26 protein-coding genes are annotated in these 26,249 nt (G+C 74.1%); 11 read left to right on the plus strand and 15 right to left on the minus strand.

What is annotated here, in order from left to right; all coding sequences use genetic code 11:
• Window positions 1–526: 526 nt before the first annotated feature.
• The gene (locus tag ABEB09_RS25920) at window positions 527–1,591 is read left to right on the plus strand and encodes a pectinesterase family protein (protein ID WP_345692317.1); all 1,065 of its coding nucleotides are present in this window, start codon (window positions 527–529) and stop codon (window positions 1,589–1,591) included.
• On the opposite strand, the gene ABEB09_RS25925 is transcribed toward ABEB09_RS25920, so the two are convergent.
• The 6 genes from ABEB09_RS25925 to ABEB09_RS25950 all read right to left on the minus strand — a co-directional run bounded on the left by ABEB09_RS25925 (window position 1,533) and on the right by ABEB09_RS25950 (window position 7,469).
• Window positions 1,533–2,003, minus strand: coding sequence for a hypothetical protein (locus ABEB09_RS25925; RefSeq protein WP_345692318.1), 471 nt, complete (start codon window positions 2,001–2,003; stop codon window positions 1,533–1,535). The genes ABEB09_RS25920 and ABEB09_RS25925 overlap by 59 nt on opposite strands.
• A gap of 58 nt (window positions 2,004–2,061) precedes the next feature.
• Window positions 2,062–3,510 (minus strand): peptidoglycan D,D-transpeptidase FtsI family protein, encoded by a 1,449-nt coding sequence (locus tag ABEB09_RS25930; protein WP_345692319.1) that lies wholly within the window; start codon window positions 3,508–3,510, stop codon window positions 2,062–2,064.
• 82 nt (window positions 3,511–3,592) lie between these two features.
• Complete coding sequence (locus tag ABEB09_RS25935; RefSeq protein WP_380840183.1) at window positions 3,593–4,210, minus strand: response regulator; 618 nt, start codon at window positions 4,208–4,210, stop codon at window positions 3,593–3,595.
• A gap of 29 nt (window positions 4,211–4,239) precedes the next feature.
• Window positions 4,240–5,505: a sensor histidine kinase gene (locus ABEB09_RS25940; RefSeq protein WP_345692320.1), complete on the minus strand. Its 1,266-nt coding sequence runs from the start codon at window positions 5,503–5,505 to the stop codon at window positions 4,240–4,242.
• Window positions 5,502–6,470 (minus strand): hypothetical protein, encoded by a 969-nt coding sequence (locus ABEB09_RS25945; RefSeq protein WP_345692321.1) that lies wholly within the window; start codon window positions 6,468–6,470, stop codon window positions 5,502–5,504. Before ABEB09_RS25945 ends, ABEB09_RS25940 begins: the two co-directional genes overlap by 4 nt.
• A gap of 228 nt (window positions 6,471–6,698) precedes the next feature.
• A complete protein-coding gene (locus ABEB09_RS25950; protein WP_345692322.1) occupies window positions 6,699–7,469 on the minus strand; it encodes an IclR family transcriptional regulator in 771 nt (256 codons plus the stop codon).
• Between the two features lie 120 nt (window positions 7,470–7,589).
• On the opposite strand from ABEB09_RS25950, the gene ABEB09_RS25955 reads away from it, so the two are divergent.
• On the plus strand, window positions 7,590–9,119 hold the full coding sequence (locus tag ABEB09_RS25955) for an aldehyde dehydrogenase (NADP(+)) (RefSeq protein WP_345692323.1): 1,530 nt from the start codon (window positions 7,590–7,592) through the stop codon (window positions 9,117–9,119).
• Window positions 9,120–9,168: 49 nt separating this feature from the next.
• On the opposite strand, the gene ABEB09_RS25960 is transcribed toward ABEB09_RS25955, so the two are convergent.
• Entirely contained in the window at window positions 9,169–9,792 is a 624-nt protein-coding gene (locus tag ABEB09_RS25960; RefSeq protein WP_345692324.1) for a flavin reductase family protein, read from the minus strand.
• A gap of 86 nt (window positions 9,793–9,878) precedes the next feature.
• Here ABEB09_RS25960 and ABEB09_RS25965 point away from each other — a divergent pair, with 86 nt between their 5' ends.
• Window positions 9,879–10,598 (plus strand): ArsR/SmtB family transcription factor, encoded by a 720-nt coding sequence (locus ABEB09_RS25965; RefSeq protein ID WP_345692325.1) that lies wholly within the window; start codon window positions 9,879–9,881, stop codon window positions 10,596–10,598.
• A gap of 104 nt (window positions 10,599–10,702) precedes the next feature.
• A complete protein-coding gene (locus ABEB09_RS25970) occupies window positions 10,703–10,891 on the plus strand; it encodes a hypothetical protein (RefSeq protein WP_345692326.1) in 189 nt (62 codons plus the stop codon).
• An 85-nt stretch (window positions 10,892–10,976) separates the two neighbouring features.
• Here the strand turns inward: ABEB09_RS25970 and ABEB09_RS25975 are convergent, their stop codons facing one another.
• Entirely contained in the window at window positions 10,977–12,650 is a 1,674-nt protein-coding gene (locus ABEB09_RS25975) for a SpoIIE family protein phosphatase (RefSeq protein ID WP_345692327.1), read from the minus strand.
• Between the two features lie 263 nt (window positions 12,651–12,913).
• Here ABEB09_RS25975 and ABEB09_RS25980 point away from each other — a divergent pair, with 263 nt between their 5' ends.
• The gene (locus ABEB09_RS25980) at window positions 12,914–13,612 is read left to right on the plus strand and encodes a DsbA family oxidoreductase (protein WP_345692328.1); all 699 of its coding nucleotides are present in this window, start codon (window positions 12,914–12,916) and stop codon (window positions 13,610–13,612) included.
• Between the two features lie 69 nt (window positions 13,613–13,681).
• Entirely contained in the window at window positions 13,682–14,755 is a 1,074-nt protein-coding gene (locus ABEB09_RS25985; RefSeq protein WP_345692329.1) for an aminotransferase class V-fold PLP-dependent enzyme, read from the plus strand.
• Here the strand turns inward: ABEB09_RS25985 and ABEB09_RS25990 are convergent.
• On the minus strand, window positions 14,695–15,276 hold the full coding sequence (locus ABEB09_RS25990; protein ID WP_345692330.1) for a MarR family winged helix-turn-helix transcriptional regulator: 582 nt from the start codon (window positions 15,274–15,276) through the stop codon (window positions 14,695–14,697). The genes ABEB09_RS25985 and ABEB09_RS25990 overlap by 61 nt on opposite strands.
• 129 nt (window positions 15,277–15,405) lie before the next feature.
• On the opposite strand from ABEB09_RS25990, the gene ABEB09_RS25995 reads away from it, so the two are divergent.
• Entirely contained in the window at window positions 15,406–16,476 is a 1,071-nt protein-coding gene (locus ABEB09_RS25995; RefSeq protein ID WP_345692331.1) for an alkene reductase, read from the plus strand.
• A gap of 76 nt (window positions 16,477–16,552) precedes the next feature.
• Here the strand turns inward: ABEB09_RS25995 and thpD are convergent, their stop codons facing one another.
• From thpD to ectA, 4 genes are read right to left on the minus strand one after another with little or no spacing between them, the layout of a single operon-like run.
• Window positions 16,553–17,410 (minus strand): ectoine hydroxylase, encoded by an 858-nt coding sequence (gene thpD / locus ABEB09_RS26000; protein ID WP_345692332.1) that lies wholly within the window; start codon window positions 17,408–17,410, stop codon window positions 16,553–16,555.
• A 5-nt stretch (window positions 17,411–17,415) separates the two neighbouring features.
• Window positions 17,416–17,814, minus strand: coding sequence for an ectoine synthase (locus ABEB09_RS26005; RefSeq protein WP_345692333.1), 399 nt, complete (start codon window positions 17,812–17,814; stop codon window positions 17,416–17,418).
• 30 nt (window positions 17,815–17,844) lie between these two features.
• Window positions 17,845–19,113, minus strand: coding sequence for a diaminobutyrate--2-oxoglutarate transaminase (gene ectB / locus ABEB09_RS26010; RefSeq protein WP_345692334.1), 1,269 nt, complete (start codon window positions 19,111–19,113; stop codon window positions 17,845–17,847).
• 23 nt (window positions 19,114–19,136) lie between these two features.
• Entirely contained in the window at window positions 19,137–19,664 is a 528-nt protein-coding gene (ectA, locus tag ABEB09_RS26015; RefSeq protein ID WP_345692335.1) for a diaminobutyrate acetyltransferase, read from the minus strand.
• A 413-nt stretch (window positions 19,665–20,077) separates the two neighbouring features.
• On the opposite strand from ectA, the gene ABEB09_RS26020 reads away from it, so the two are divergent.
• Entirely contained in the window at window positions 20,078–20,956 is an 879-nt protein-coding gene (locus tag ABEB09_RS26020) for a LysR family transcriptional regulator (RefSeq protein WP_345692336.1), read from the plus strand.
• A gap of 507 nt (window positions 20,957–21,463) precedes the next feature.
• Here ABEB09_RS26020 and ABEB09_RS26025 read toward each other — a convergent pair.
• Window positions 21,464–22,567, minus strand: coding sequence for a pyridoxal-phosphate-dependent aminotransferase family protein (locus ABEB09_RS26025; protein ID WP_345692337.1), 1,104 nt, complete (start codon window positions 22,565–22,567; stop codon window positions 21,464–21,466).
• A 121-nt stretch (window positions 22,568–22,688) separates the two neighbouring features.
• Between ABEB09_RS26025 and ABEB09_RS26030 the strand changes: the two genes are divergently transcribed.
• Window positions 22,689–23,786, plus strand: a complete 1,098-nt coding sequence (locus tag ABEB09_RS26030; RefSeq protein WP_345692338.1) for an amidohydrolase family protein — start codon at window positions 22,689–22,691, stop codon at window positions 23,784–23,786.
• A 243-nt stretch (window positions 23,787–24,029) separates the two neighbouring features.
• Window positions 24,030–25,064, plus strand: a complete 1,035-nt coding sequence (locus tag ABEB09_RS26035; RefSeq protein ID WP_345692339.1) for an SCO1860 family LAETG-anchored protein — start codon at window positions 24,030–24,032, stop codon at window positions 25,062–25,064.
• 31 nt (window positions 25,065–25,095) lie between these two features.
• Here the strand turns inward: ABEB09_RS26035 and ABEB09_RS26040 are convergent, their stop codons facing one another.
• Entirely contained in the window at window positions 25,096–25,578 is a 483-nt protein-coding gene (locus ABEB09_RS26040) for an SRPBCC family protein (protein WP_345692340.1), read from the minus strand.
• Window positions 25,579–25,633: 55 nt separating this feature from the next.
• Between ABEB09_RS26040 and ABEB09_RS26045 the strand changes: the two genes are divergently transcribed.
• Entirely contained in the window at window positions 25,634–26,233 is a 600-nt protein-coding gene (locus ABEB09_RS26045) for a TetR/AcrR family transcriptional regulator (RefSeq protein ID WP_345692341.1), read from the plus strand.
• The last annotated feature ends 16 nt before the right edge of the window (window positions 26,234–26,249 follow it).

Consider the following 26,249-nt stretch of genomic DNA (forward strand, 5'->3'; position numbering starts at 1 on the left):
TCCTCGCTGAGGGGCGGCCGCGCCGCGGTTCCTTGCCGTGGGTGCGGCGCGGTTTCGTCGGTGTGGGCTCGCGTCGATGCCGCCGTTCCTGCTGTGGGCATGCGTTCCGCCAAGGGCGGAACGGGTGGGCACAGCAGGAACGGCCCCCCGGCCTGAGGGTCCGCCCCTTGCGCGTCACGACGGTGGGTGGGTCCGGGGGCGGCCCGGGGGTCACGTGCTCAGATTGGCTCGTGCGGGGCCTTGAGAGCGAGGCGTCCCAGCACCGCCAATCCTGCGCGCGCGACCCCCGGTCCACCCCCGTCCCGTCGTCGGGCGCCTACCGGCCGGGGGGGTGGGGTGGGTGGACCCGCCCGCCCATGGGCGGCTGACCGCCGGGGGGGGTGGGGTGGGTGGGGCCGCCCGCACGTGGGCGGGTTACCCCCCGGCGGGTGGGTGGGCGCGCCCGCCCGTGGGCGGCTCACCGTCGGTGGGGGTATCGCGTCAGCCACGTAATCACAGTGGAAGTTCTACGTCAGGAGGTCGTGTGATGTGGTCCGTCAGTCGGAGAGCCGTCGTCGGGGCCGTGTTGTTGGGGGCCGTCGTGCCCGGGAGGGCGTGGGCGGCCGCGTCGGCTCCCGCGCGGACGTTGTACGTGGATCCCCAAGGGCGGGGTGATCACGCCACCGTTCAGGCCGCGGTGGACGCCGTCGGGCCCGGGGGCACCGTGGTGCTCGCCCCGGGGACGTACCGGGAGGTCGTGCGGATCGGGGCCGACCGGCCGGGGCTGACCCTCGTCGGGGGCGGCGACGACCCCCGGGACACGGTCATCGTGTACGACAACGCCGCCGGCACCCCGAAGCCCGACGGTTCGGGGACGTACGGCACCAGCGGCTCGGCGACGGTCACCGTGGCCGCCGAGGGCTTCACCGCCCGCGGGATCACGTTCGCCAACGACTTCCTGCGCGCCGACCACCCGGACATCACCGGCACCCAGGCCGTGGCCATCAAGGTCATGGGGGACCGGTCGGCGTTCCACGGCTGCCGGTTCCTCGGGCACCAGGACACCCTGTACGCGGACTCGTCGGCGCTCACCGCCTTCGTCCGCCAGTACTACAGCCACTGCTACATCGAGGGCGACGTCGACTTCGTGTTCGGCCGGGCCACCGCCGTCTTCGCGCACTGCCGCTTCCACACCCTCGACCGGGACGTGGCGTTCAAGCCCGAGGGCATGGTGTTCGCCCCCTCCACGGCCCGTGCCAACCCGTACGGCTTCCTCGCGGTGAAGTGCCGAATCACCAGCGGCGCGGAGGACGCCGCGTACAAGCTGGCGCGGCCGTGGGTGCCGACGTCCGACACGACCGCCCGGCCGTCGCTCGTCGTCCGGGACAGCCACCTGGGCCCGGGGATCGACGCGACCGCGCCGTACACGAACATGCGGGAGCAGTTCCCGTGGCAGCAGCAGCGGTTCGCGGAGTACCGCAACTCCGGCCCGGGCGCGGAGATCCGCGTACCGGAGAACCGGCCGCAGCTCACCGCCGAGGAGGCCGCCACGCTCACCCCGCAGACGTACCTGGGCGACTGGCACCCCTGGCGGCTGCGGGACGCCGGGTGACCGCCCGGCGTTCGTGACGCAGCGCCGCCGCCGTCGCCAGGGCGCCGAGCCCCTCCCACAGCCCCACGCCGAGGAACCCGGCCGGGGCGCGGCCCGTGGCGACGGCGGCGGTGAACACCGCGCACGTCAGCAGCCGGAACGGCACCGTCCACCGGAAGAACGCCCGCCAGTCGGCGAGCGCCGCGAGCACGTAGTAGGCGCCCATGTTGACCGCCGCCATGGACGAGGCCGTCAGGAACACCGGGGTGTGGTCCCCCTCCGCGCGCCGCGCATCCGGTATGGGCACGAAGCCCATCACCGTCAGCAGTACATCGGGGGCCGCCAGACCGACGACGCCGAGCGACGTGGCGAGCAGCCCGAACACCGCCATGGTCCAGCCGGACAGGGAACGGGGGCGCGACGACAGGCGCATGGTGACTCCAGGAGGAAGGAACCGAACAGCCGTCCCTTCCTTACCACTCGCCCGTGCCTCACTTCAGCGCCGCCTCCATCATCTTCCGCGCCACCGGGGCCGCCAGGCCGTTGCCGCTGACCTCGGCGCGCGCGGCGTCGGAGTCCTCGATGAGCACCGCGACGGCGACCTCCTTGCCGGTCTTCGCGTCCTTCGCGTACGACGTGAACCAGGCGTACGGCTTCTCGCTGTTGTTCACGCCGCGCTGCGCCGTACCGGTCTTGCCGCCCACCTCGGCGCCGTCGATCCGCGCGTTGCTGCCGGTGCCCTGCTCGACGACCGTGACCATCGCGGACCGCAGCTGTTCCGCGGTGGACGCGGACACGATCCGCCGCGCGTCGCCGTCCTCGAACGACTGGAGGGTGTCGCCGTCCGCGTCGACGACCTTCGACACCATGTGCGGCGCCGCCAGCATCCCGTCGTTGGCGAAGGCCGCCGACACCATGGCGATCTGCAGCGGGGTCGCCGTGACGTCGAACTGGCCGATGCCCGACAGCGCCGTCTGCGCCTTGTCCATCCCCGACGGGTACACGCTGGGGTACGCGCGCACCGGCACGTCCTGCTTCTTGTCGTTGAAGCCGAACTTCTCCGCCATCGCCCCGACCTTGTCCTGCCCCAGGTCGACGGCCATCTTGCCGAACACGTTGTTGCACGAGTAGCGCAGCGCCGTGCGGATCGAGGCGTTCTCGCAGGGCGCGGACCGGTTCTCGTTCTCCAGGACCCGGCGCGTGCCGGGCAGGGTGTACGGGTCGGGGCTCCGCGTCGGCTCGTCGACCGAGCCGTACAGGCCGTCCTCCAGCGCGGCCGCCGCGACGACCAGCTTGAACGTCGAACCGGGCGCCACCGGCTGCCGGATGGCCCGGTTCACCAGCGGCTTGTCCTCGTCGGTGCCGAGCTTCCGCCAGGCCTCGCCGTCCGTGGCCCCGGCGATGGACGACGGGTCGTACGACGGGGTGCTGACCATGCCGAGGATCCGGCCCGTCCGCGGGTCGAGCGCCACGGCCGCGCCCTTGGTGTCGCCCAGCGCCTCGAATCCGGCCTTCTGCACGGCGGGGTCGATCGTCGTCAGCACGTCACCGGGCTCGGCCCGCTTGCCGGTGAGCGCGTCGAGCGGGTTCTTCAGCCGGGTGTCCGTGCCGTCCAGCACCTTGGAGTAGATGCCCTCCAGCTGCGTCGCCCCGTACGCCTGCGAGCCGTACCCGGTGACCGCCGCGTACAGCGCGCCGTCCGTGTACGTCCGCTTGTACGCGAGGTCGCCGCTCCTCGTCCGGGCCGAGCCGGTCACCGGTGCGCCGGCCACGACGATGTCGCCCAGCGGCTGGGCGTACTGCGCCATGACCGTGCGCCGGTTCTTCTTGTTCTCCGTCAGGGCCTTCGCTTCGTACGCCTGCACCCAGGTCGCCCGCAGGAGCAGGGCGAACACCAGCAGCAGGGAGAAGACGGCCGCTCTTCTGATCGTCTTGTTCATCCCGTACAGGTGGACGAGGAGGGCGGCGCGGTCCGTTCCGATCCGTCCCCTTTCTCAGGAAATACTCATGCTCGGGCGGTCCTCACGCGGGCCGGATGAAGCCCGACTCGTACGCCGCGATCACCGCCTGCGTACGGTCCCGGGCGCCGGTCTTCGCCAGTACGGCCGCCACGTGCGTCTTCGCCGTCGCGGGGCCGACCCGCAGTCGCTCGGCGATCTCCGCGTTCGTCAGCCCCGTCGCCATCAGCCGCAGCACGTCGGCCTCCCGCTCGGTCAGCCGCGCCACCCAGGCCGCCGTGGCGGCCGGCCCGCGCCGCCCGTACTCGGCCGCCAGGCCCCGCACCGCCGCCGGGTACAGCAGCGAGTCGCTGCGCGCGACCAGCCGCACCGCCGCGACCAGGTCCTCGGCCGCCGCGCGCTTCAGCAGGAATCCGGCCGCGCCGGCCCGCAGCGCGTCGTACACGTACTGGTCGTTCTCGAACGTCGTCACCACCACGATCCTCGGCGGCTCCGGCATCGACCCGAGGAGCTGTTCCGTCGCGCGGATCCCGTCGATCTCCGGCATGCGCACGTCCATCAGCACGACGTCCGGCCGCACCTCGCGCACGACCGACACCGCCTCGGCGCCCGTCGCCGCCTCCCCGGCCACCGTCAGGTCCGGCTCGGCCTCCAGGATGACCCGCAGCGCGGTCCGCACCATCCGCTCGTCGTCCGCGAGCACCACCCGGATCACCACCGGCCCCCCTTCAGCGGCAGGCGGACGGCGACCCGCCAGGCCGTACCGTCCGCGGCCGGCCCGCAGACCGCCCGGCCGCCGAGCAGGGCGGCCCGTTCGGCGATGCCGCGCAGTCCGCGTCCCCCGCCGGGCCGCACGACCGGCGCCGCGCCGGGAGTGAGCGGATTCTCCATCGTGATCTCCAGTTCGTCGTCCTTCGCGCACACCCGCAGGGACACGGGAACGGCACCGGCGTGCCGCAGCGCGTTGCTCAGCCCCTCCTGGACGATCCGGTACGCCTCGCGCGACACCGGGCCCGGGACGGCGGCCGCATCACCCACCGCGTCGTACGCCACCTCCGCCCCGCTGTGCGCGAGCAGCACGTCCAGCGCCTCCAGGCCCGGGCCGGACAGCTCGCCGTCGTCCTCGCCCTGCCGCAACAGGCCGAGCACCGAGTCGAGTTCGCCGACCGTGCGCCGCGTGGTCTCCTCGATCGCCGTCAGCGCCTCGCGTACGAAGCCGAGGTCGGCGTCCGGCCCGCCGTCCAGGACCCGGCGCGCGGCGCCCGCCTGCAGGGTGACGGCGCTCAGCGCATGGCCCACCGAGTCGTGCAGCTCCCGCGCCAGCCGGTTGCGTGCGGCGAGCTCCGCGGCCCGCCGCTCCGCCGCCGCCAGCCGGTCGGCGGGCGTCGGCCCCAGCAGCACGGGGGCCTGCCGGGCGAGCAGCGCGCCCGCCGCCGCGGAGGCCGCGGCGAGGGTCAGCAGCATCAGCAGCCCGGCCGGTACGCCCAGCAGGACCAGCCACCGCTCGTCCAGGCCGTAGAACGCGGCCAGTTCGGAGCCGCGCAGCCCGTCCGAGAACGGCACGGCCATCGTGACCACCGCGAACGGCGGCAGCGCCAGCGACGCCCCGCTGACCAGCGCGCCCACCCCGACGTGCAGCGTGAACCAGCCGGCCGTCCGCGCCCTCGCCGCCCGCGACCGCGCGGGCCCCTCCGCGAACCGCTCCGCCGGTACCCCGCACAGCGACCGCGCCACCGCCACCGACAGCGGCCTGGCCAGCGGGAAGAGGGCCGTGACGGCGGCCAGCGGCAGGGACAGCGCGTACGCCCCGAACTGCACGGCCAGTGAGCCGCCCCACATGCCGCGCCCGTCGCCGAACGGCGCGAGCAGCACCAGCGACAGCAGCCAGTACGGCATCAACAGCGCGCCGCCCAGCACCAGATGGACCCACCGCAGCCGGGCCCCGCGCCCGAACAGCGCCGTCGCCGCGCGTCTCATCCGGTGCGCCGCCGCAGGAAGCGGGCCACACAGCAGCCCAGCACCAACCCCGTGATCATTTCGCCAGCGTAGGCGAGCGTGAGCAGTGCCGTGGGCTCCTTCGCGGCATCGTCCGCCGGGACCAGGGCCGCGAACAGCAGCCAGCCGCCCCAGCAGCCCACCGCGGCCGACCCGGTCCAGGCGAGCCCCAGCGGTATCCGGACGGGAAGGGAGCGGCCGCGCCGGTACGCCAGCAGCAGCGTGCCCGCCACGGCGAACACCGCGAACAGGATCCGGGGGACCTCCCGGGCGATGAAGTCGGTTCTGGCGCCGGTGAGCTGGCCGGGCGTCAGCCCGGTCGTCATCCCGGCCGCCCAGCCCACGTGCAGCGCGGTCGGCACCAGCAGCACCAGCGACGCCACCAGGGCGGCGGCCCGCATCCCGGGGCCGGACACGGCCGACGGCAGCTCCCACACCGTGCCCCGCCACAGGTGGCCCCAGCGTCCGCGCGCGTACCGCACGAACAGGGCGCCGAGCGTGAGCCCCTGGACGATGAACCCGCCGTACACGACGGGGAACACCCACGCGTCGAGGAACGGCTCCACAGGCCCGGCCGCCACCGGCTCCCCGCCGCCCGCCGCCCCGAGGAGCAGCTGCAGCGGATACGCCACCATGATCGGCAGGAGCAGCCCGGTCGCCACCCACAGGGTGAAGGCCGGCAGCCAGGGCGGTACCCGCATGCCCCAGCGCTGGGTGAGCAGCAGCGCCAGGACGACCACGGCGGCGTCCATCAGCACGGTCACGCTGTTGAGGGCCGTCATCAGCCCGGGGCGCTCCAGCAGCACGCTGCCCTCCGGGATGCCGGCCCGGCTGCCGGCGACCCAGGCGACCTTGAGCGAGAGGTACGGCAGGCAGGAGGCGATGGCGAGGCCGCGCAGCACGCGGGCGGCCGGGCCGGGCGGGGCGACGAGGTGTGTCGTGGTCATGCCCCCACGCTCCCGCGCGGACCGGTGGCCGCACCTCCTGCCCGGCGACGATCCTTCTCCGCCATACGGCGGATCTGTCCCCTACCCCGCCCCTTCCCGAATCGGGGGGCTCTGCCCCCCGAGCCCCCCCGCTCCTCAAACGCCGGAGGGGCTGAAATCAGCCCGTCCGGCGTTTTAGGACGAGCGCCGTCAGGCGCGATCGGGGGTCTGGGGGCGGAGCCCCCAGCGTCAGAGCCGCCGCGTGGCGAGGGTGAGGCGGTCGCGGGCGTCGAACAGCGCGTCCTTGATCATCTGCTCGTGCGCCGGCGTGAGCCGGGCGACCGGCACCGAGCAGCTGATGGCGTCGCGGGCGGGCGTGCGGTACGGGATGGCGATGCCGAAGCAGCGCAGGCCCAGCGTGTTCTCCTCGCGGTCCACGGCGTAGCCCTGCTCGCGGACCGTGCGCAGCTCGGCGATCAGCTTCTCGCGGTCCGTGATCGTGTGCTCGGTCAGCGCGGGCAGGGTCTCCGGGAGCAGCTTGCGGACCTGCTCGTCGCTGTACGTGGCGAGCAACGCCTTGCCGAGCGAGGTCGAGTGGGCGGGCAGCCGGCGGCCGACCCGGGTGAAGGGGCGCAGGTAGTGCTGGGACTGGCGGGTGGCGAGGTAGACGACGTTCGTACCGTCGAGGCGGGCCAGGTGGATGGTCTCCGTGGTGTCGTCCGACAGCCGGTCCAGGGTCGGCCGGGCGGCGGCCACGACCTCGTCGCCGTCGATGTACGAGGTGCCCACCAGCAGGGCGCGCACGCCGATGCCGTACCGCGTGCCGGTCGCGTCGGTCTCGACCCAGCCCAGCTCCACGAGCGTGCGCAGCAGCATGTACAGGCTGGACTTGGGGTAACCGACGGCCTCCTGGACGGCCGCCAGGGAGTGCATCCCGGGGCTCCCGGCGAAGTATTCGAGCAGTTCCACGGTGCGTACCGCGGACTTGACCTGCGCTCCGCCGGTTTCGGTAGCAGACATCGCCCTTGACCCCTTCAGACGCCCGTTAATAGAGTCCCAGCATATTCATCATCAGGAACGCTGTTCAGAATACCGAACGAGCGCGCAGGAACCAGAGACGCAGTCTGAGAGGACGCCGCGGTGGCAGCAGCACAAGTCTGGAGTGTCGACCCCCGAACCGGGAAGCAGCGGGAACAGGTTGCGGTGGAAGCCACAGCCGCGGACGTCGACCGGGCCGTACGGGCGGCGCACGAGGCCCGGCCCGCCCTCGCCGACCGCGCCGTGCGCGCCGCGTTCCTGCGCAGCGCCGCCGACCGGCTCGAAGCCGCCAGGGACCGGCTGGTCGAGGCCGCCGACGCCGAGACCGCCCTCGGCACGGCCCGGCTGACCGGTGAACTCGCCCGGAGCTGCTTCCAGCTGCGCGCCTTCGCCGGCATCGTCGACGAGGGCGCGTTCCTCGATGTGATCATCGATCACCCGGACGACACGGCCACGCCCCCGATCCCGGACCTGCGCCGCTACAAGGTCCCGCTCGGCGTCGTCGCCGTCTACTCGGCCTCCAACTTCCCCTTCGCCTTCTCCGTGCCCGGCGGCGACACCGCCAGCGCGCTCGCGGCCGGCTGCCCGGTCGTCGTCAAGGCCCACCCCGACCACCCGGCCACCTCCGAACTGGCCGCCGCCGCCCTGCGCGAGGCGGCCGCCGAGCACGGCATCCCGGAGGCCGTCGTGGGCCTCGTCCACGGCTTCGACGCGGGCGTCGAGCTGGTCCGCCACCCGCTGGTCGCCGCCGCCGGGTTCACCGGTTCGGTACGCGGCGGGCGCGCCCTGTTCGACGCGGCGGCCGCCCGCCCGGTGCCCATCCCCTTCCACGGCGAGCTGGGCTCCCTCAACCCGGTGGTGATCACCGAGGCAGCGGCCGCCGAACGCGCCGAGCAGATCGGCACCGGCCTCGCGGGCTCCATGACCCTGGGCGTCGGCCAGTTCTGCGTCAAGCCCGGCCTGGTCCTCGCGCCGTCCGGCGCCGCGGGCGACCAGCTGGTCAAGTCCCTGGCGGACGCGGTGGCCGCGGTCCCCGAGGGCGTCCTCCTCGACCACCGCATGCGGGACAACTTCGTCGCGGGCGTCGCCGAGCGGGCCGCGCTCCCGGACGTCGACGCGCCGGTCACCGCCGGCGCGGCGGGCGACCACGCGGTCGGCGCCGGCTTCCTGACCGTCCCGGCCTCCCGGCTCGCCGCCGAGGGCGAGCACGACCTGCTCCTGGAGGAGTGCTTCGGCCCCGTCACGGTCGTCGCCCGCTACGAGGACGACGCCGAGGTCACGGCGGTCCTCTCCCGCCTGCCCGGCAACCTCACGGCGACGGTCCACCTCTCCACGGAGGAGAGCCGGGGCGCGGGCGACGCCGCCGACCTGGTCGCCGCCCTCACGCCCCTCGCCGGCCGCGTCCTGGTCAACGGCTGGCCCACGGGCGTCGCCGTCGCCCCCGCCCAGCACCACGGCGGGCCCTACCCGGCCACCACGTCCACCTCCACCTCGGTGGGCGGCACCGCCGTCGAACGCTGGCTGCGCCCGGTCACGTACCAGTCCACCCCGGAAGCCCTCCTCCCCGCGGAACTCCGCGACGCCAACCCCCTCGGCCTGCCGCGCCGCGTGGACGGCCGCCGCGAGTCCTGACGCTCGCGGCAGCCGGGCGGGCACCCCGTGCCCGCCCGGCTGCCCGCCGTCACACCGCGACCCGCCGCGCCCCCGCCGTCTCCGACCGGAACCCGTGCCCCAGCTCACCCCCGAGCCCGTAGTAGTGCCGGAAGTTGTACACGAGCGGCCCCCACGCACCCGGATCGATGTGCTGCGTCCCCGGCACCACGATCCGCTCCTCCGCGTGCACCCGCACCACCGCGCACTCCACGGCGAAGAACGCCCCGTCGCCGCCCTCCGTCATCGCCACCACCCGCGCCTCCCACTGCATCGGGCACTCGGCGACCCGGGGCGGGCGCACCAGGTCCGAAGGCTGCGGCCGCAGCCCGGCCGCACCGAACTTGTCGGGCTCGTACCGGTACACCCCCCGCTTCCCGGCCGGCACCGGATCGGCGCCGGTGAGCGGGGCGAGCCGCTCCACCGCCGCCCACAACCCCGGCGAGGGCAGGCTGATCACCAACTCCGGCCGGTCCCGCAGGTTCCGCAGCGTGTGCCCCTCGGCGCCCAGCCCGAGCACGACGCGCTGCCCGAGCGCCCACACGGAGGAGACCGGTGCCAGATTGGCCGTACCGTCCTCGTTCTCCGTGCTCAACAGGGCCACGGGCGTGCCGAAGTAGAGGATGCTCGGCCGCACCACCACATGTGTCGTCATGCCCGGAACGCTAGGAGCCGGACACTTCGACGGCGGCCGAACGATCACCGCCGGGACAATGGCACCGTGAACGAAGGGACGCACCGGTGACCAGTGACGACGCCCGGCTGTACGCCGACGGCCCCGACCTCGCCTCCCTCGCGGCGCTCCTCGCGGACCGCACCCGCGCCGCGTTCTGTCTGGCGCTGCTCGACGGCCGCGCCTGGACGGCGGCGGACCTGGCCCGCCACGCGGGCGTCGCGCCGTCCACGGCGACGAGCCATCTGCACCGCCTGGTGGCGGGCGGCCTGGTCGCCGAGGAACGGCGGGGCCGCCACCGCTTCGTACACCTCGCGGGACCGGACACCGCCGAGATGATCGAGAGCCTCGCCGTGCACGCGCCCCGGCACCCCGTCCCCGTACGCTCGCTCACCGACGACCGCCGGCGCCGGGCCCTGTCGTACGCCCGCACCTGCTACGACCACCTCGCGGGCGAGCTCGGCGTGGCCGTCACCGACGCCATGACGGCCCGCGCGTTCCTCGCCTGGGACTACGGACCCGCGCTCACGGCCGAGGGCGCCGCCTGGCTCCGGGACCTGGGCGTCGCCGACGTCCACCCGGCAGGCCCGCGCCACGCCCACGTCCGCACCTGCGTCGACTGGACGGAACAGCGCCCGCACCTGGCGGGCGCGGTCGGCGCGGCCCTGTTCCGCCACGCCCTGGACTCCGGCTGGCTCACGCGCCGGGGCACGACCCGGATCGTCACCCCGACCCCCGCCGGCCGCGCCGCCCTCCACCACCACCTCGGGCTGACGACGCCCGCGTGACGGATCGATTCGGCAGACCCGTACGGGTGACACCGCGGTAGCCGGGGATCGCGCTGGGCAGCCTGAGTCCGCGACCGACTCAGCCCAGGGAAAGGAAAGTTCGCGTGCGCCGTATCGCTGCCGTCATCCTCGGAGCCTCCGCATTGATGGGGATCGCGGCTCCGGCCGCCAACGCCGTGCCGGACCCCGTAGCGACCGTCGACTGTGCCGTCCAGGAGGTCACGGGCCTCGTCGACCTGGCCAACCCCGGAGTCCCCGCGGAGGTCCCCGGAGCGGGCTGCCTCCACCCCTGACGAGCACGTCCGGAGAACCGACGGAGCCGCGCGGCAGCACCCCGCCGCGCGGCTCCGTCGTGTTCCCGGAAGGCCGTCCCGTACGTCAGTCGGGGACGCGCACGGCCAAGAGGGCCACGTCGTCCTCGTTCCCGGGCGGGCGCGCCCGCCTCAGCAGCTGGTCGGTGAAGGACTCCAGGCGGCGGTGGGCCAGGGACGCGGCGTGCCGGCGGAGCCGGTGCAGCCCCTCGTCGATGGAGTGGCCCGGGGACTCGATCAGGCCGTCGGTGTACAGCACGAGCGTGGATCCCGGCGGCAGCGCCACGGTCGCGTCGGACCGCCGCTCGTGCGCCTCGATCCCGAGGAGGACGCCGTGGCCCTCGGTGAGGTAGCGGGCGACGCCGTCGTGCGTGACCAGCAGCGGCGGCGGGTGACCGGCGTTGGTCCAGGACAGCTCCCAGTGCCCGTCGCCGGCCACGGTCATCCGGCCGAAGGCCATGGTGGCCATGGACACCTCGGCGATGTGCAGCGACGCCCGGTCGAGCCACTCGACGACCCTGCTCGGCGGCCCCTGCTCGGCCCAGGCGTACGCGCGGAGCATGTTGCGCAGCTGCGCCATCCCGGCCGCGGCGTCCAGGTCGTGGCCGACGACGTCGCCGATGGCCAGGGCCGTGGCGCCGTCCGCCAGCGTGAACGCGTCGTACCAGTCGCCGCCGACGTGCGAGGCGTCGGGCGCGGGCAGGTAGCGGGCGGTCATGTCCAGCCCCGGCACGGTCGGCAGCTGGGGCAGCAGATGGCGCTGCATGGTCTCGGCGACCTTCCGCTGCCGCTGGTAGAGGCGGGCGTTGGCCAGGGCGAGCCCGGCGCGGCGCGTGATGTCCTCCAGCAGCCCGATGTCGGCCTCGGTGAACGGCTCCGGCTGCTCCGAGCGGCCCAGGGTGAGGGCCCCCAGGACCTCTCCCGCACCGCGGATGGGGGCGATGGCGGCCGAGTGCATGCCGGTCGCGTCGAACAGCCGCCGCTGCTCGACCGCGATGCCCGAGTCGGGCGGACCCTGGTAGGTCTCCGGGCCGGCGAGCCCGGACGCCACTCCGCGCAGGGCCCGGGACAGGGGCATGGAGGACTCCTGCGGCACCGGCGGCATCGGGCCCTGGAGCTCCTCCCGATGCACGAGGAGCCCGTTCTCCGCGTGCACGACGGCCGAGCGCCACACCTCGTCGCGCTCGGTGATCAGGTCGACGACGGCCCAGTCCGCGAGGCGGGGCACGACCAGGCCCACCAGCCGGTGCAGCGCCTCGTCGACGTCGAGGGTGGACGTCAGCGTGGTGGTGGTCTCGGCCAGCAGCGCCAGCCGCGCCAGCTCGGAGAACGGCGGGGGAGGGGGCGCTTCGTGCCGGGGGTGGAGGAGCACCAGGGTGGCTGTCGGAGGGTCCCCGGGCCCACAGGGCGTGGCGAGCCACGCCACGGGGAGCACGGAGCCGTCGCCGCGTTCCATCCAGGCGTCGGCGCCCTGTGCCGTACGCCCGGCCGCGCCGGCCTCCCGGATCCGGCACCGCGTCCGCGGCAGGCGCTCCCCGCGGCGGTCGCGGTGCAGCAGGTCGTGGGCGTCCCGGCCGACGAGTTCCCCGACGGACCGGCCCAGCAGCTCTTCGGCCCGTGCGTTGACGCCGGTGATGCGGCCCTGCTCGTCCGCGAGGTAGGCGCCGGTGCCCAGGGCCTCCAGCAACCGGACGACCTCGTCCCGCTCGCCGGCCATGTCCACCGCTTCCGTGTCGGTCATGTGCCGCCTCCCACGACCGGAGGGCCCGTCCGCCGGTCGGTACCGTTCCAGCTTGCCTCCGAGTCGCGCCGCGGGCGCCACCAGAGCACGTTCCCGGAGGAGCCCCCCGCCACCCGGCGGAGCCCCAGTCGTGGACGCCACCTGGACCGGCCGGTGCCCGTTTCGCCGCCACGGGAATGCCACCCGGGGCCAGGGCGTTGACCAGGCCGTGCGGAGGAGCCCTCCGCATCTTTTTGCGCCCCCGCGACCTGGAGAAACGAGACATGCGCGTCGAGATCTGGAGCGACATCGCCTGCCCCTGGTGCTACATCGGCAAGGCCCGGTTCGAGGAGGCGCTGGCGGGGTTCGCCCACCGTGACGGTGTCGAGGTGGTCCACCGCTCCTTCGAGCTGGACCCGGGCCGCGCCAAGGGGGACGTCGCGCCGGTGATCGACATGCTGGCCGCGAAGTACGGGCGCACCCGTGAGGAGGCCCAGGGCATGGAGGAGTACGTCGCCTCCCAGGCCCACGCGCAGGGACTCGACTACCGCGTCGAGGGCCGGACGCACGGCTCCACGTTCGACATCCACCGGCTGCTCCACCTGGCGAAGGCCCGCGGCAGGCAGGACGCGCTGCTGGACCTGGCCTACCGGGCGAACTTCGCGGAGGACCGGTCGGTGTACGACGACGGGACGCTGGTCCGGCTGGCCGTGGAGGCCGGGCTCGACGAGGACGAGGCGCGGGACGTGCTCGCCGACGCCACCGCGTACGCCGACGACGTACGGGCCGATGAGCGCGAGGCCGCCGAACTCGGCGCCACGGGCGTGCCGTTCTTCGTGCTCGACCGCCGCTACGGCGTCTCCGGCGCCCAGTCCGCCGAGGTCTTCGCCCAGGCCCTGGAGCAGGCGTGGCAGGGCCGGGCCCTCCAGCCCGTCGGCGCGGACTCGGCGGCCTGCGACGTGGACGGCACCTGCGAGGTATAAGCGTTCCTTAAGGGTGAGTCTTATTTCTCATTGGTTGACTTTGAGGTCCGAGGTGTCCAGGGTGGAGCTATGGACACCTCGGGACCCCAGGAAGCCCTGGGAGGCGCGGAGTTCGCGCCCGCGCAGACGTATCTGAACACCTCCACCTGTGGGCTGCTGCCCCGCCGCACGATCGAGGCCGTCAAGGCCCTGGCCGAGGAGAACGCCGCCGGGCGGCCCGACGGCGCCGGCAGCCTGGAGGTCGTGGCGGCCGTCCGGGCGTCCTTCGCCCGCCTCGCCGGGGTGGACGCCGGACGGGTCGCCCTCGGCGCCAGCGTCTCCGCGCACGTCGGTCTCATCGCCGGGTCCCTGCCGCCCGGGACCGAAGTGCTGTACGCGGAGGGCGACTTCAGCTCCCTCATGACACCCTTCGTGATGCGCGGCGACCTCAAGACGCGCTCGGCACCCTTGGAGGAGCTGGCCGACGCCGTGCGGCCGGGCACCGGTCTGGTCGCCGTCTCCGCCGTCCAGTCCGCCGACGGCCGCATGGCCGATCTGCCCGCGATCCGCGAGGCCGCCGCCGCGCACGGCGCCCGCGTGCTGCTCGACGCCACGCAGGCGGCGGGCTGGCTTCCGCTGGACGCGGGGGCGTACGACTACACCGTCGCCGGAGGCTACAAGTTCCTCGTCAGCCCGCGCGGCACGTCCTTCCTCACCGTGAGCGAGGAGGCCCAGGAGTCCCTCGTCCCGCTGAACGCGGGCTGGTTCGCCGGCGAGGACCGCTACGGCAGCTGCTACGGGCCCGTCGAACGGCTCGCCCCCGACGCCCGGCGCTACGACGATCCGCCGTCCTTCCTCGCGTACCACGGCGCCGAGGAGTCGCTGCGGCTGCTGCACGAGGTGGGCGTCGACACCGTCCACGGGCACGCCACCGCCCTCGCCGCGCGCTTCCGGCAGGGCCTGCGCGAGCTGGGGTACGAGCCCGTGCCCACCGATTCCGTGGTCGTCGCCGTCCCCGGGCTCGGCCACCGGCAGCCCGATCTCACCCGCGCCGGCGTCGTCACCTCGGCCCGCGCCGGGAACCTGCGGGCCTCCTTCCACCTCTACAACTCGGCCGCGGACGTCGACCGGGCACTGAACGCGCTCTCCTCGCTCGCCGCCTGAGGCGGGCACTCCTGCGTCTCCCGCGCCAGCCCGCACAGACTGCCCTCGACCTTCCCCAGCAGCCTGGCCAGCTCGTCCCGCTCGTCCGGGGCGAGCCCGGCCAGGCTGTGCCGCTCCAGGTCCTGCCACGCCTCCGCCACCGCGTCGTGCAGCTCGCAGCTGGCGCTCGTCGCCTCCACCAGCACCGCGCGGCGGTCGGCCGGGTCGGGGGAGCGGCGCACGTACCCGCCGTGCTCCAGCCGCTGGAGCATCTTCGTGACCGTCGAGGGGTCCAGCTCCAGCGCCTTGATCAGCTCGGACTGGCGCGTGGGGCCGCGGTCCCACAGGTACATCATCACGAACTCCTGGCCCGGGTAGAGCCCGGCCGCCTTCAGGAAGCGGCCCGCCGCCACGCGGTGCAGCCGGGCCACCCGTGACAGGGCCAGGCTGACGGGCCCGCCGCGCGCCGCCGAGGGCGTGGCGGCGCAGTCGGGCGCCGCCGGCACGGGCCGGCGGTCGTCGGCCGGGCGGTCGGCGGACATGGGAACTCCTCGGGTCGATTGCCCCCAGTCTAGCCGTGCACAGCATTTTCCTTGGTCGGCCAAGGAATAGTGCTACGCTCACGGCGGTTCCTTTACTTGGCCGACCACATAACTCCCTGGAGGTCCCCCATGACCACCGCCTTCGACCCGATCGACCTCGCCGGCACCGCCCTCGCGAACCGCGTCGCCATGGCCCCCATGACCCGCAACCGCGCCCCCGGCCGCGTACCGACGGACCTCATGGCCGAGTACTACGCGCAGCGCGCCTCCGCCGGACTGATCATCACCGAGGGCATCCAGCCCTCGCCCGCCGGCCAGGGCTACCCGAACACGCCGGGCCTGCACTCCGACGAGCAGGTCGCCGCCTGGCGCCGGGTCACGGACGCCGTCCACGCCAAGGGCGGCCGGATCTTCGCGCAGATCATGCACGCCGGCCGGATCGGCCACCCCTCGATCCTCGCCGACCTCCCCGGCGACCTCCACCCGGTCGCCCCGTCCGCCGTCGCCGCCGAGGGCCAGGTCTTCACGCCCGAGGGCCCGAAGGACTACGTCACCCCGCGCGAGCTGACCGACGCGGAGGTACGGCAGGTCGTCGCCGACTTCGCGGCCGCCGCGCGGAACGCCGTCGAGGCGGGCTTCGACGGGGTCGAACTGCACGGCGCGAACGGCTACCTCATCCACCAGTTCCTCGCGCCCGGCTCCAACCGCCGCACCGACGCGTGGGGCGGCTCCGTCGAGGGCCGCATCCGCTTCGCCGTCGAGGTCGTCAAGGCCGTCGCCGCCGAGATCGGCCCCGAGCGGACCGGGCTGCGCATCTCGCCCGGGAACCCGTACAACGACATCGACGAGCCGCGGCCGCTGCCCACGTACACGGCGCTCCTCGCCGAGCTGGAGCCGCTCGGCCTGGCGTACCTGCACGTCCTGGAGGTCTCCCCGGAGGTCCGCGACATCACGGTGCAGCTGCGCAAGCAGTTCTCCGGCACCTTCGTGCTCAACCCCGCCACCGACGGCCCCACCGACCACACCGCCCTCGGCCTGGTCGAGGACGGCACCGCCGACGTGATCGCCTTCGGCGTGGGCTTCCTGGCGAACCCGGACCTCCCGGCCCGGCTCGCCGCGGGCGGCCCGTACAACACCCCGGACCAGTCCGCCTTCTACGGCGGCGACCGCACCGGCTACACCGACTACCCGACGCTCTAGCCACCGCCCACGGGGGACGGGGGAGGGCCCGCCGCAGGCCGGGGTACGGCAGGCGGCGGGCCCTGCGGGGCGTGCCTCACCGCACCGGGGTGAAGTCCCGTGCCCCGATGAACTCCGGACGGCGCACCGGAGCGGCGAACGGCTCCACCGCCGGGTTCTCCACGCTGTTGAAGACGATGAAGACGTTGCTGCGCGGGTACGGGGTGATGTTGTCGCCCGAGCCGTGCATCGCGTTGCAGTCGAACCACGTGGCCGAGCCCGCCCGGCCCGTGAACAGCCGGATGCCGTGCGCGTCCGCGAGCCGCGTCAGGGCCTCGTCCGAGGGGGTGCCGGCGTCCTGCATCCGCAGCGACTTCTTGTAGTTGTCCTTCGGCGTGGCGCCCGCGCACCCCAGGAACGTCCGGTGCGACCCCGGCATGATCATCAGGCCGCCGTTGGTGTCGTGGTTCTCGGTCAGCGCGATCGACACGGACACCGTCCGCATCCGCGGCAGCCCGTCCTCCGCGTGCCAGGTCTCGAAGTCCGAGTGCCAGTAGAACCCGGACGCCCCGAACCCCGGCTTCACATTGATCCGCGACTGGTGGACGTACACGTCCGAGCCCAGGATCCGGCGCGCCATGCCCACGACCCGCTCGTCCCGCACCAGCTTCCCGAAGACGTCGCTGATCCGGTGCACCTCGAACACCGACCGCACCGCCCGCGACTTCGGCTCGATGATCGCCCGCTCGTCCGCACGTACGGCCGGGTCGGCGACGAGCCGGTCCAGCTCGGCCCGGTGGACGGCGACCTCCTCGTCCGTCAGCAGCTCCTCGACCGCGAGGAAGCCGTCCCGCTCGTACCGCTCCAGGTCCGCGTCGAGCGGCCCCCACACCACCGGGTCCCGACGGCCCGTCAGCGTCTCGGTCGCACCGCGCGTCGGATACAGGTCCTCCATGCTCCTCAGTCCTCCTCCGTCAGCAGGGGGTAGACCCCGTTCTCGTCGTGGTCCTCCCGCCCCGTCACGGGCGGGTTGAAGACGCAGACGCACCGGAAGTCGGTCTTCGGCCGCAGGGTGTGCCGCTCGTGGCCGTCGAGCAGGTACATCGTCCCCGGCTCGATCCAGTGCGTCTCGCCGGTCTCGTGGTCGACCAGCTCGGCCTCGCCCTCGACGCACAGCACGGCCTCGACGTGGTTCGCGTACCACATCGACGTCTCCGTGCCGGCGTACAGGACCGTCTCGTGCAGCGAGAAGCCGGCCTTCTCGCGGGCGAGCACGATCCGCTTGCTCTCCCACGTCCCGGACGCGGATCTCACGTGCCGCTCGGTGTTCTCGATGTCCTTCAGCGATCGGACGATCACGATGGCTCCTCTCCGTGGGGTCGGGTCTTCTCAGGCCGTCTCGTGGACGGCGCGGGCCAGGGTGCGCAGGCCCTCGTCCAGCTCCTCGGGCGTGACCGTCAGCGGCGGCAGCAGCTTCACGACCTCGCCCTGCGGACCGGACGTCTCCAGCAGCAGGCCCAGCTCGAACGCCTTCCGGCAGATCCGGGCCGCCCGCTCCTTCTCCGCGAACTCCATGCCCCACACCAGGCCCCGGCCCCGGTAGTGCGCCCCGTCGGCGGAGTTCTCGTCGCAGATCCCCAGCAGCGCCTGCTCGACCTGCTCGCCGCGCGCGAGGGTCTGCTTCTCCGTCTGGCCGTCCGCCCAGTACGTGTCGAGCGCGGCCGTCGCGGTGACGAAGGCCGGGTTGTTGCCGCGGAACGTGCCGTTGTGCTCGCCGGGCCCCCACACGTCCAGCTCCGGCCGGAACAGGCAGAGCGACATGGGCAGTCCGTAACCGCTGATCGACTTCGACAGCGTGACGATGTCCGGCGTGATGCCCGCCTCCTCGAAGGAGAAGAAGGCGCCCGTACGGCCGCAGCCCATCTGGATGTCGTCGACGATCAGCAGCATGTCCCGCCGCCGGCACAGCTCGGCCAGCGCCCGCAGCCACTCGGGGCGCGCCACGTTGATGCCGCCCTCGCCCTGCACGGTCTCGACGATCACCGCGGCCGGCTTGTTGAGGCCCGAACCCTGGTCCTCCAGCAGCCGCTCGAACCACAGGAAGTCCGGCACCCGGCCGTCCAGGTAGTTGTCGAACGGCATGGGCGTGCCGTGCACCAGGGGGATCCCCGCCCCGGCCCGCTTGAAGGCGTTGCCGGTGACGGCGAGGGAGCCCAGCGACATGCCGTGGAAGGCGTTGGTGAACGACACGATCGACTCGCGGCCCTTCACCTTGCGGGCCAGCTTCAGCGCCGCCTCCACCGCGTTGGTGCCGGTCGGCCCCGGGAACATCACCTTGTACGGCAGGGCGCGCGGGCCCAGCACGATCCGCTGGAACGACTCCAGGAAGGCGCGCTTCGCGGTCGTCGCCATGTCCAGGCCGTGCGTGATGCCGTCACGTTCCAGGTAGTCGAGCAGCGCCCGTTTCAGTACGGGGTTGTTGTGGCCGTAGTTGAGCGAGCCGGCTCCGGCGAAGAAGTCGAGGTAGGTGTGCCCGTCCTCGTCGGTGAGCCGGGCGCCCTGCGCGCGGTCGAACACGGCGGGCCAGCCGCGGCAGTAGCTGCGCACCTCCGACTCCAGGGTCTCGAAGACGCTGAGGGCGGGCGGGGTGATGGTCACAGCGGGTCACTCCAAAGGGGGGTTCAGGCGGGGGTGCCGAGCGGCGAGATGCGGTACAGGACTTCGGGCTGGTGCGTCCCCTCGGGGAACAGCCCCCCGTCGAACAGCACCTCGCGCTCCAGGGACGCGCCCCTGCGCGCGGCGAACGAGGTGAACAGCCGGTCCGAGGCCGTGTTGTCGGGCGTGACCGTCGTCTCGACGGTGTGGACCCGGTCCGCCAGCCGCGCGGTCAGCGCGTCCAGCAGCCGGCCGGCCAGCCCCCGGCCCCGGTGGCCGTGGTCGACGGCCACCTGCCACACGACGAGCGTGCCGGGCCGGTCGGGCCGCAGGTAGCCGGTGACGAAGGCGACGGGCTCCCCGCCCTCGCCGTCCCGGGCGACGAGCGACGTGGCGGCGAAGTCCCGGCACCACAGGAGGTAGCTGTACGAGGAGTTGAGGTCGAGCACCTCGGAGTCGCGGGCGATGCGCCAGATCGCGGCTCCGTCCTCCACCCGGGGACTGTCGAGGAATGCGTTACGGGCACGTGCAAGGTCTGCTTGTGCGGCGGTCATGCGGAGGAAACTTACCGAGCAATTTCTTGGATTGCATTCCGGAAGGGTATTGGCCGAGCTGAATCGATGTGTTATCACGCGAGCGCGTGACGCCCCCCAACCGCGCACCCGGCGCACCGTTTTGCCCGTATATTAACGGACAAACCGGAAGCTCTGTGGAGTGTGTCACAGCAGATCAACACCCATGAAATTCATGGCGTTTAACATCCCGGAAACCGGGCAGAAGAATGCGGGAACCTGCCGTCCGGAAAAGGCCCGCTATTCCTTCCGAATTATCCGCCCCGCCATTTTCGTGACGCCGTGCCGCGACAAGCATCCGTGCGCCCCCGCCGCACCGTACGGGAAGAAGACCCGGGCCCGGCACAGTTGACGGTGACAGTGATCACGAACAGCGAGGGGTGGGGGACCCGGCCGTGGAGCTGCGTCAGCTGGAGTACTTCGTCGCCGTCGCCGAGGAACTGGGCCTCGGCCGCGCCGCCGCACGGATGCGCACCGCGCCGGCCGAGGTGAGCCGCGCGATCGCCCTTCTGGAAAGACGGTTGGGGCTCACCCTCTTCGAACACGCCGACCGGCACGTACGCCTCACGGCCGCCGGCGAGCACCTGCTGCCCGAGGCCCGCGCCGCCCTCGCCGCGGCCGACCGGGTCCGCGCGGCCGCCGCGGGCATCGCCGCCGGCACGGAGGGCCTGATCCGGCTCGGCACCAGCCGCGCCTTCGCCGACCGCGTGTACCGCGCGCTCGACACGCTCGCCGCCCACCGGCCCCGCCTGCGCGTACGCCTCGAACGCGCCCCGCAGGAGGCCCGCCTGGCGGCCGTACGCTCCGGAACCTTCGACGCCGCGCTCGTCCGCACCGTGGAGCGGGCCGACGGCATCGTCCTGCACCCGCTGTGGACCGACCCCCTGATCGCGGCGCTGCCCGCGGGCCACCCCCTCGCCGCGCACGACACCCCGCACCCGGGCCAACTGGCCCGGCTGCCCCTGCGGCTGGCGCCGCGGGAGGCGAACCCGGCGCTGCACGACCTGATCACGGCGGCCGTACCGGGGTGGACGCCCGGGCCACCGTTCACGACCCTGCGGGACACGCTGGCCGAACTGGGTGCGGCGGCGGAGCCGTCGTGGACGGTGTTCCCGCCGGCCGGCCCGCTGCCGGCGGCGGAACGGGTGGTGTTCCGCACCCTGACGGCCCCGCGGATACCGGTCTCCCTGGCAACCCGCCCGGCCCCCCTGCCCCCGCCGCTCCAGGCCCTCCTCCAGTCCCTGGCCACCCCGGAGGGACTTCCCCGGGACTGAGCCACCCCGGGCGGGGGTGAGCCGCCCACGCGCGGGCGGCCCCACTCCACCCCACCCCCCACCGGCGGTGAGCCGCCCACGGGCGGGTGGACCCACCCACCCCACCTCCCACCGGGGGTGAGCCGCCCGACGACGGGACGGGGCTGGACCGGGGGTCGCGCGCGCAGGATTGGCGACGCAGTAACGCTTCGCTCTCAAGGCCCCGAGCGAGCCAATCTGAGCACGTGACCCCTGGGCCGCCCCCGGACTCACCCACCGTCGTGGCGCGCAAGGGGCGGGCCCTCAGGCCGGGGGGCCGTTCCGTCGTTGTGCCCACCCGTTCCTCCCCCAAGGACTACGTCCAGGGGGGACCCCCATGCGGAACGACTGCCCACAACGACGGAACGGCGGCACCGCGGCGCGAGCCCACAACGACGGACCGGCGGCGCCGGCCCGCAGCGAGGAACCACGGCGCGGGCCACAGCGAAACGGCGGCGCCGGCCAACGGCAGGAACGGCACGCGTGCCGTCAGGCGTGCCAGGCCGACGCCGCGGCCTCGCGCGCCGCCGCGACGTCCACCGGCGTGCCCGCGTCCGCGAGCGCCCCGCCCAGCGCGGTCAGGCACGCCGCCACGACCTCCGGCGCCGCGTCCTGCCCGTAGTGGTTGACCCGGATCATCTCCGCGGCCAGCGCCCCGCCACCGGCGACGAGCGGCACGCCCGGCGACACGGCCAGCGCCTTGGCGACCAGCGCGGACGCGTCCACCCCGGCGGGCGTCCGCAGCGTCGTGGCCACCGGCGCCGCCTCCCGCTCCGCGAAGACGTACGGCTCCAGCCCACCACCCAGCGCGACGGCACCGGCCCGCGTCGCGGCCGCGGCCGACGCGTGCCGCCCCATCACCGCGTCCGGGCCCTCCGCCTCGATCCGCTCCAGGCAGGCCTCCAGCGCCAGCATCTCCAGCTGCGCGGGCGCGTGGAGCAGTGCCCGGCGGCCGCCGTCGATCCAGCGCTCCTTCCAGTCGAGGAGCGAGAGGTACGACCGTCGAGGCGCCGCGGGGTTCGCCGCGAACCGCTCCCAGGCGCGCGGGCTCACCGACACGGCCGAGACACCGGCGGGCCCGCCCATCGCCTTCTGCGCGCCGATCACGCACAGGTCGACGCCCCACGCGTCCGGCAGCAGCGGCTCGGCGCCCACCGACGCGACCGCGTCGAGCATGAAGAGGGCGCCGTGCGCCCGTACGACCTCGCCGATCTCCGCGACCGGATTGGTGTTGCCGGTCGCGGCCTCCGCGTGCACGAGCGACACGAAGTCGATCTCCGGGTGCTCGGCCAGCGCCCGCTCCACCTGTTCCGCGGTCACCGCCGTGTGGAACGGCACCTCCAGGTCGACCACGGCGGCCCCGCAGTCCCGCAGCCAGTTGCCGAAGGTCTGCCCGTACGGGCCGGTCACCACGTTCAGCGCCGTCGACCCCGGCCGCGCGCCGCTGCGGATGCAGCCCTCCAGCGGCAGCAGCGCCTCGCCCTGGGTGATCACCACGTCGTGCCCGGTGGAGAGCAGCGCGGCGACCCGGCGCTCGATCTCCGCGAAGCGCGCGGCGGTCAGCGGGGCCAGGTCGAGGAACGGGTGTGTCACGGTGCTGCTCTCTTCACGGTCGTCGGTGCGCGTCGGTGCGTGCCTGTCCCGCCGAGCGTACCCAGCGCCCCACCCCGGCCCGGGGCCCCGTGGCGCGGGGGACACTCGTACAGTGCAGGACATGAGCGATCGCATGGTGCTGCATGTGAAGGGGCGGGTGCTCGTCGGCCCGGAGGACGTCCGCGACGAGCTGTGGGTCGTCGACGGGCGGATCACCTTCGACCGGCCGTCGGCGGGGGCGGCGGCCGACGTCCGCACGGTGACCGGTTGGGCGCTGCCCGGTCTGGTCGACGCCCACTGCCACGTCGGCCTGGACGCGCACGGCGCCGTGGACGAGGCGACCAGCGAGAAGCAGGCGCTCACCGACCGGGACGCGGGCACCCTGCTGATCCGTGACGCCGGCTCGCCCGCCGACACCCGCTGGATCGACGACCGCGACGACCTGCCGAAGATCATCCGCGCGGGCCGGCACATCGCCCGCACCCGCCGCTACATCCGCAACTACGCCCATGAGATCGAGCCGGCCGACCTCGTCGCGTACGTGGCGCGCGAGGCCCGACGCGGCGACGGCTGGGTCAAGCTGGTCGGCGACTGGATCGACCGGGAGGCGGGCGACCTCACGGCCTGCTGGCCGCGCGCCGAGGTGGAGGCGGCGATCGCCGAGGCGCACCGGCTGGGCGCCCGGGTGACCGCGCACTGTTTCGCCGAGGACTCGCTGCGCGACCTGGTCGAGGCGGGCATCGACTGCGTCGAGCACGCGACGGGCCTGACGGAGGACACGATCCCGCTGTTCGCCGAGCGCGGTGTGGCGATCGTGCCGACCCTGGTGAACATCGGCACGTTCCCGAAGCTCGCGGCGGGCGGCGAGAGCAGGTTCCCGCGCTGGGCCGACCACATGCGCCGGCTGCACGCCCGCCGGTACGACACGGTCCGGGCCGCCTACGACGCCGGCATCCCGGTCTTCGTGGGCACCGACGCGGGCGGCTCGCTGCCGCACGGTCTGGTCGCCGCCGAGGTCGCCGAGCTGGTCACGGCCGGCATCCCGCCGCTGGCGGCGCTGTCCGCGACGACCTGGGGCGCCCGCGCCTGGCTGGGGCGCCCCGCCCTGGAGGAGGGCGCGCCGGCGGACCTGGTCGTGTACGACGAGGACCCGCGCGCCGACGTCCGCGTGCTGGCGGCACCCCGCCGCGTGATCGTCAACGGCCGGGTCCTGGCCTGAAGGTCCTGGCCCGAGGCGCCACGCCCGGCCGGGCGGCCGGCCTGATGACCCGGGGGCGAGCAGCAGCCACACCAACCATCCGAACACTCGACCGGAAGCCCCCCTTTGGGTGAACTCCCCTCAGGCGTATGACGGTTCACCACCCCCGCGTACAGGATTCCCGTGTCCCGGTCGCCACCGCACGCATGTCCCTGTGAGCGGGTGTTCGGCGACCCATGTGTCTTCCGTGGGGGTTCCACCACCGTGAACAGCACCACCTTCCGCATGCCCGTACGCCGTTGGGCCGGTGCGGCGGCCGTCGCCGCGCTCGCCACCGGCCCCGTGCTCGCCGCCGCCCCGGCCGCCCACGCCGTCGGCACGAGCACCGCCGGGTCCGCCGCCACGACCACCGGCGAAGGCGCCACGACCACCGGCAAGGGCACGGCGCGCGCCGCGGTCCTGCGGGCGGCCCTCGACGTCGGGCTGCTCGACAAGAGCGTGCGGGTCCCGCTGAAGGCCACGCTCAACGAGGTGCACGCCCCGGCGACGGCCGAGCGGACCGCGCTCGGTGTCCGGCTGGACGGCGTCGAGGGCGGCAGGCCCGTCGACCTGCTCCGCGCGGACGTGGCCACGGCCAAGGCCACGGCGGACGAGCGCCGCGCCGAGGGTTCCGTGACTCTGGCCGACGCGCGCGTCCACGTCCCCGGCCTGCCGCTGCTGTCCCTGGTCGAGGCCGAGACGGTCACCGCCCGCGCGGTCTGCGAGGCGGGCAGGCGGCCGGTCGCCGCGTCGAATCTGCTCGGCCGCGTCACGGTGCTCGGCAAGCGCGTCACGCTCACGGCGGGCGGCCCGACGACCGTGAAGGTGCCCGGCGTCGGCGAGGTCACCCTCCGGGTGTCCGAACGCACCGTCACGACCACCACGGCCGCCGCGACCGCGCTGGAGCTCACGGTGTCCGTCGATCCCCTGAAGCTGAACGTCGCCGAGGTGGAGGGCACGCTCACCCTGGCCGAAGCGGCCTGCGCGGCGCCCGCCCCCGGACGCCCGGCGTCCACGCCCACCCCGGAACCCGCCGCCTCCGGCGCGCCCGCGGTGCCGAAGCCCGAACAGCCGCAGGGCGACGGCCTGAAGGTCCAGGCGGGCGGCGAGGCCCCCGCGCACGAGTCGCTGGCCGAGACCGGCGGCAGCTCCCGTACCCCGTACGTCGCGGGCGGCGCCGCCGCGTTGCTCGGTGCGGGCGCCGCGGCCCTGGTGATCGCCCGCCGCGCCTCGCGGGCCTCCCGCACCGACCGCGCCTGACCCCCCGGGGCCCCCGTGCGGGGCCCCGCCGTCACCGCCACAGGGCGCGCAGCAGCCGCACGTACGCGCTGCGGCGCGCCGGCCGGGCCACCCCGCCCGTACAGGCCAGCTCGGCGCGGTCCAGGCTCTCCTCCAGGACCGCGTCGTGCATCGGCCGCCACAGCAGCGGCCACGTGACCCGCGCCGGACCGCGGACGTTCATGGCCAGCGTGTGGCGCAGCACGGTGTGCCCGCCGTCCACGCCCAGCGCGGCGTACTCGTGGAACCCGTGGAAGCCGTGCGGCGCCGCGAACGTGAAACGCACCCACTTCGCGGGCACGTACGCCGTGACGGTGTACCGCACCGGCCCGTGCCCTCCCGACGAGCCGACCGACAGCCCCCGGTCCAGCTCCATGGCCGGCCAGTCCCCGTGCGGCCACAGCCGGTCGTCGGCGCTCGCCAGGGTGTCGATCAGCGCCCCCGCCTCGCTCTCCCCGACGGGCAGCAGCCGCTCGTGCACGTTGTGGACGCCCATACGAACCCCCTAATAGAGAGTGGTCTCCAATATTGTGGAGAGTACTCTCTACTTCATGGCCAGGCCACCCCGCTTCGACATCGACCAGTTCCTCGACGCCGCCGTACGCCGGGCCGCCGTCTCCGGCCCCGCGGGCGTCACCATGTCCGCCGTCGCCAAGGACGCGGGCGCGCCGAGCGGCTCCGTCTACCACCGCTTCCCCGGCCGCGCCGCACTGCTCGCCGAGGTGTGGCTGCGGACCGTGGAACGCTTCCAGGACGGCTACCTCCAGGCCCTGGCGAGCCAGGCCGACCCCCGCCGCTCCGCCCGCGCGGCCACACGCCACGTCGTCGCCTGGAGCAGGGCGTACCCGCAGGAGGCCGCGCTCCTGCTGTACGGCCCCCGGGAGTTCGGGCGCCCGGAGTGGTCCGACGAGCACCGCGCCCGCGCCGACCGGGGCAATCAGCGGGTCTTCGCGGCGGTCACCGCCCTCGCCAGGGAGCTGGGCGCGCTCGACCCGCAGGCGGCGGAACGGGTCACCATCGCCCTCGTCGACCTGCCGCTCTCCCTCGTACGCCGCCATCTGCGTGCCGGCGAACCGCTGCCCGCCCACGCCGAGGACCTGGCCGAGCAGTGCGCGGCCGCACTGCTCGACCCACCGGTGGAGAACCCCTGAGGGTCCCGCGAACCGG

Origin of the sequence: Streptomyces coeruleoprunus, assembly GCF_039542925.1 — a bacterium.
In the GTDB taxonomy this organism is placed as follows: Bacteria; Actinomycetota; Actinomycetes; order Streptomycetales; family Streptomycetaceae; genus Streptomyces; species Streptomyces coeruleoprunus.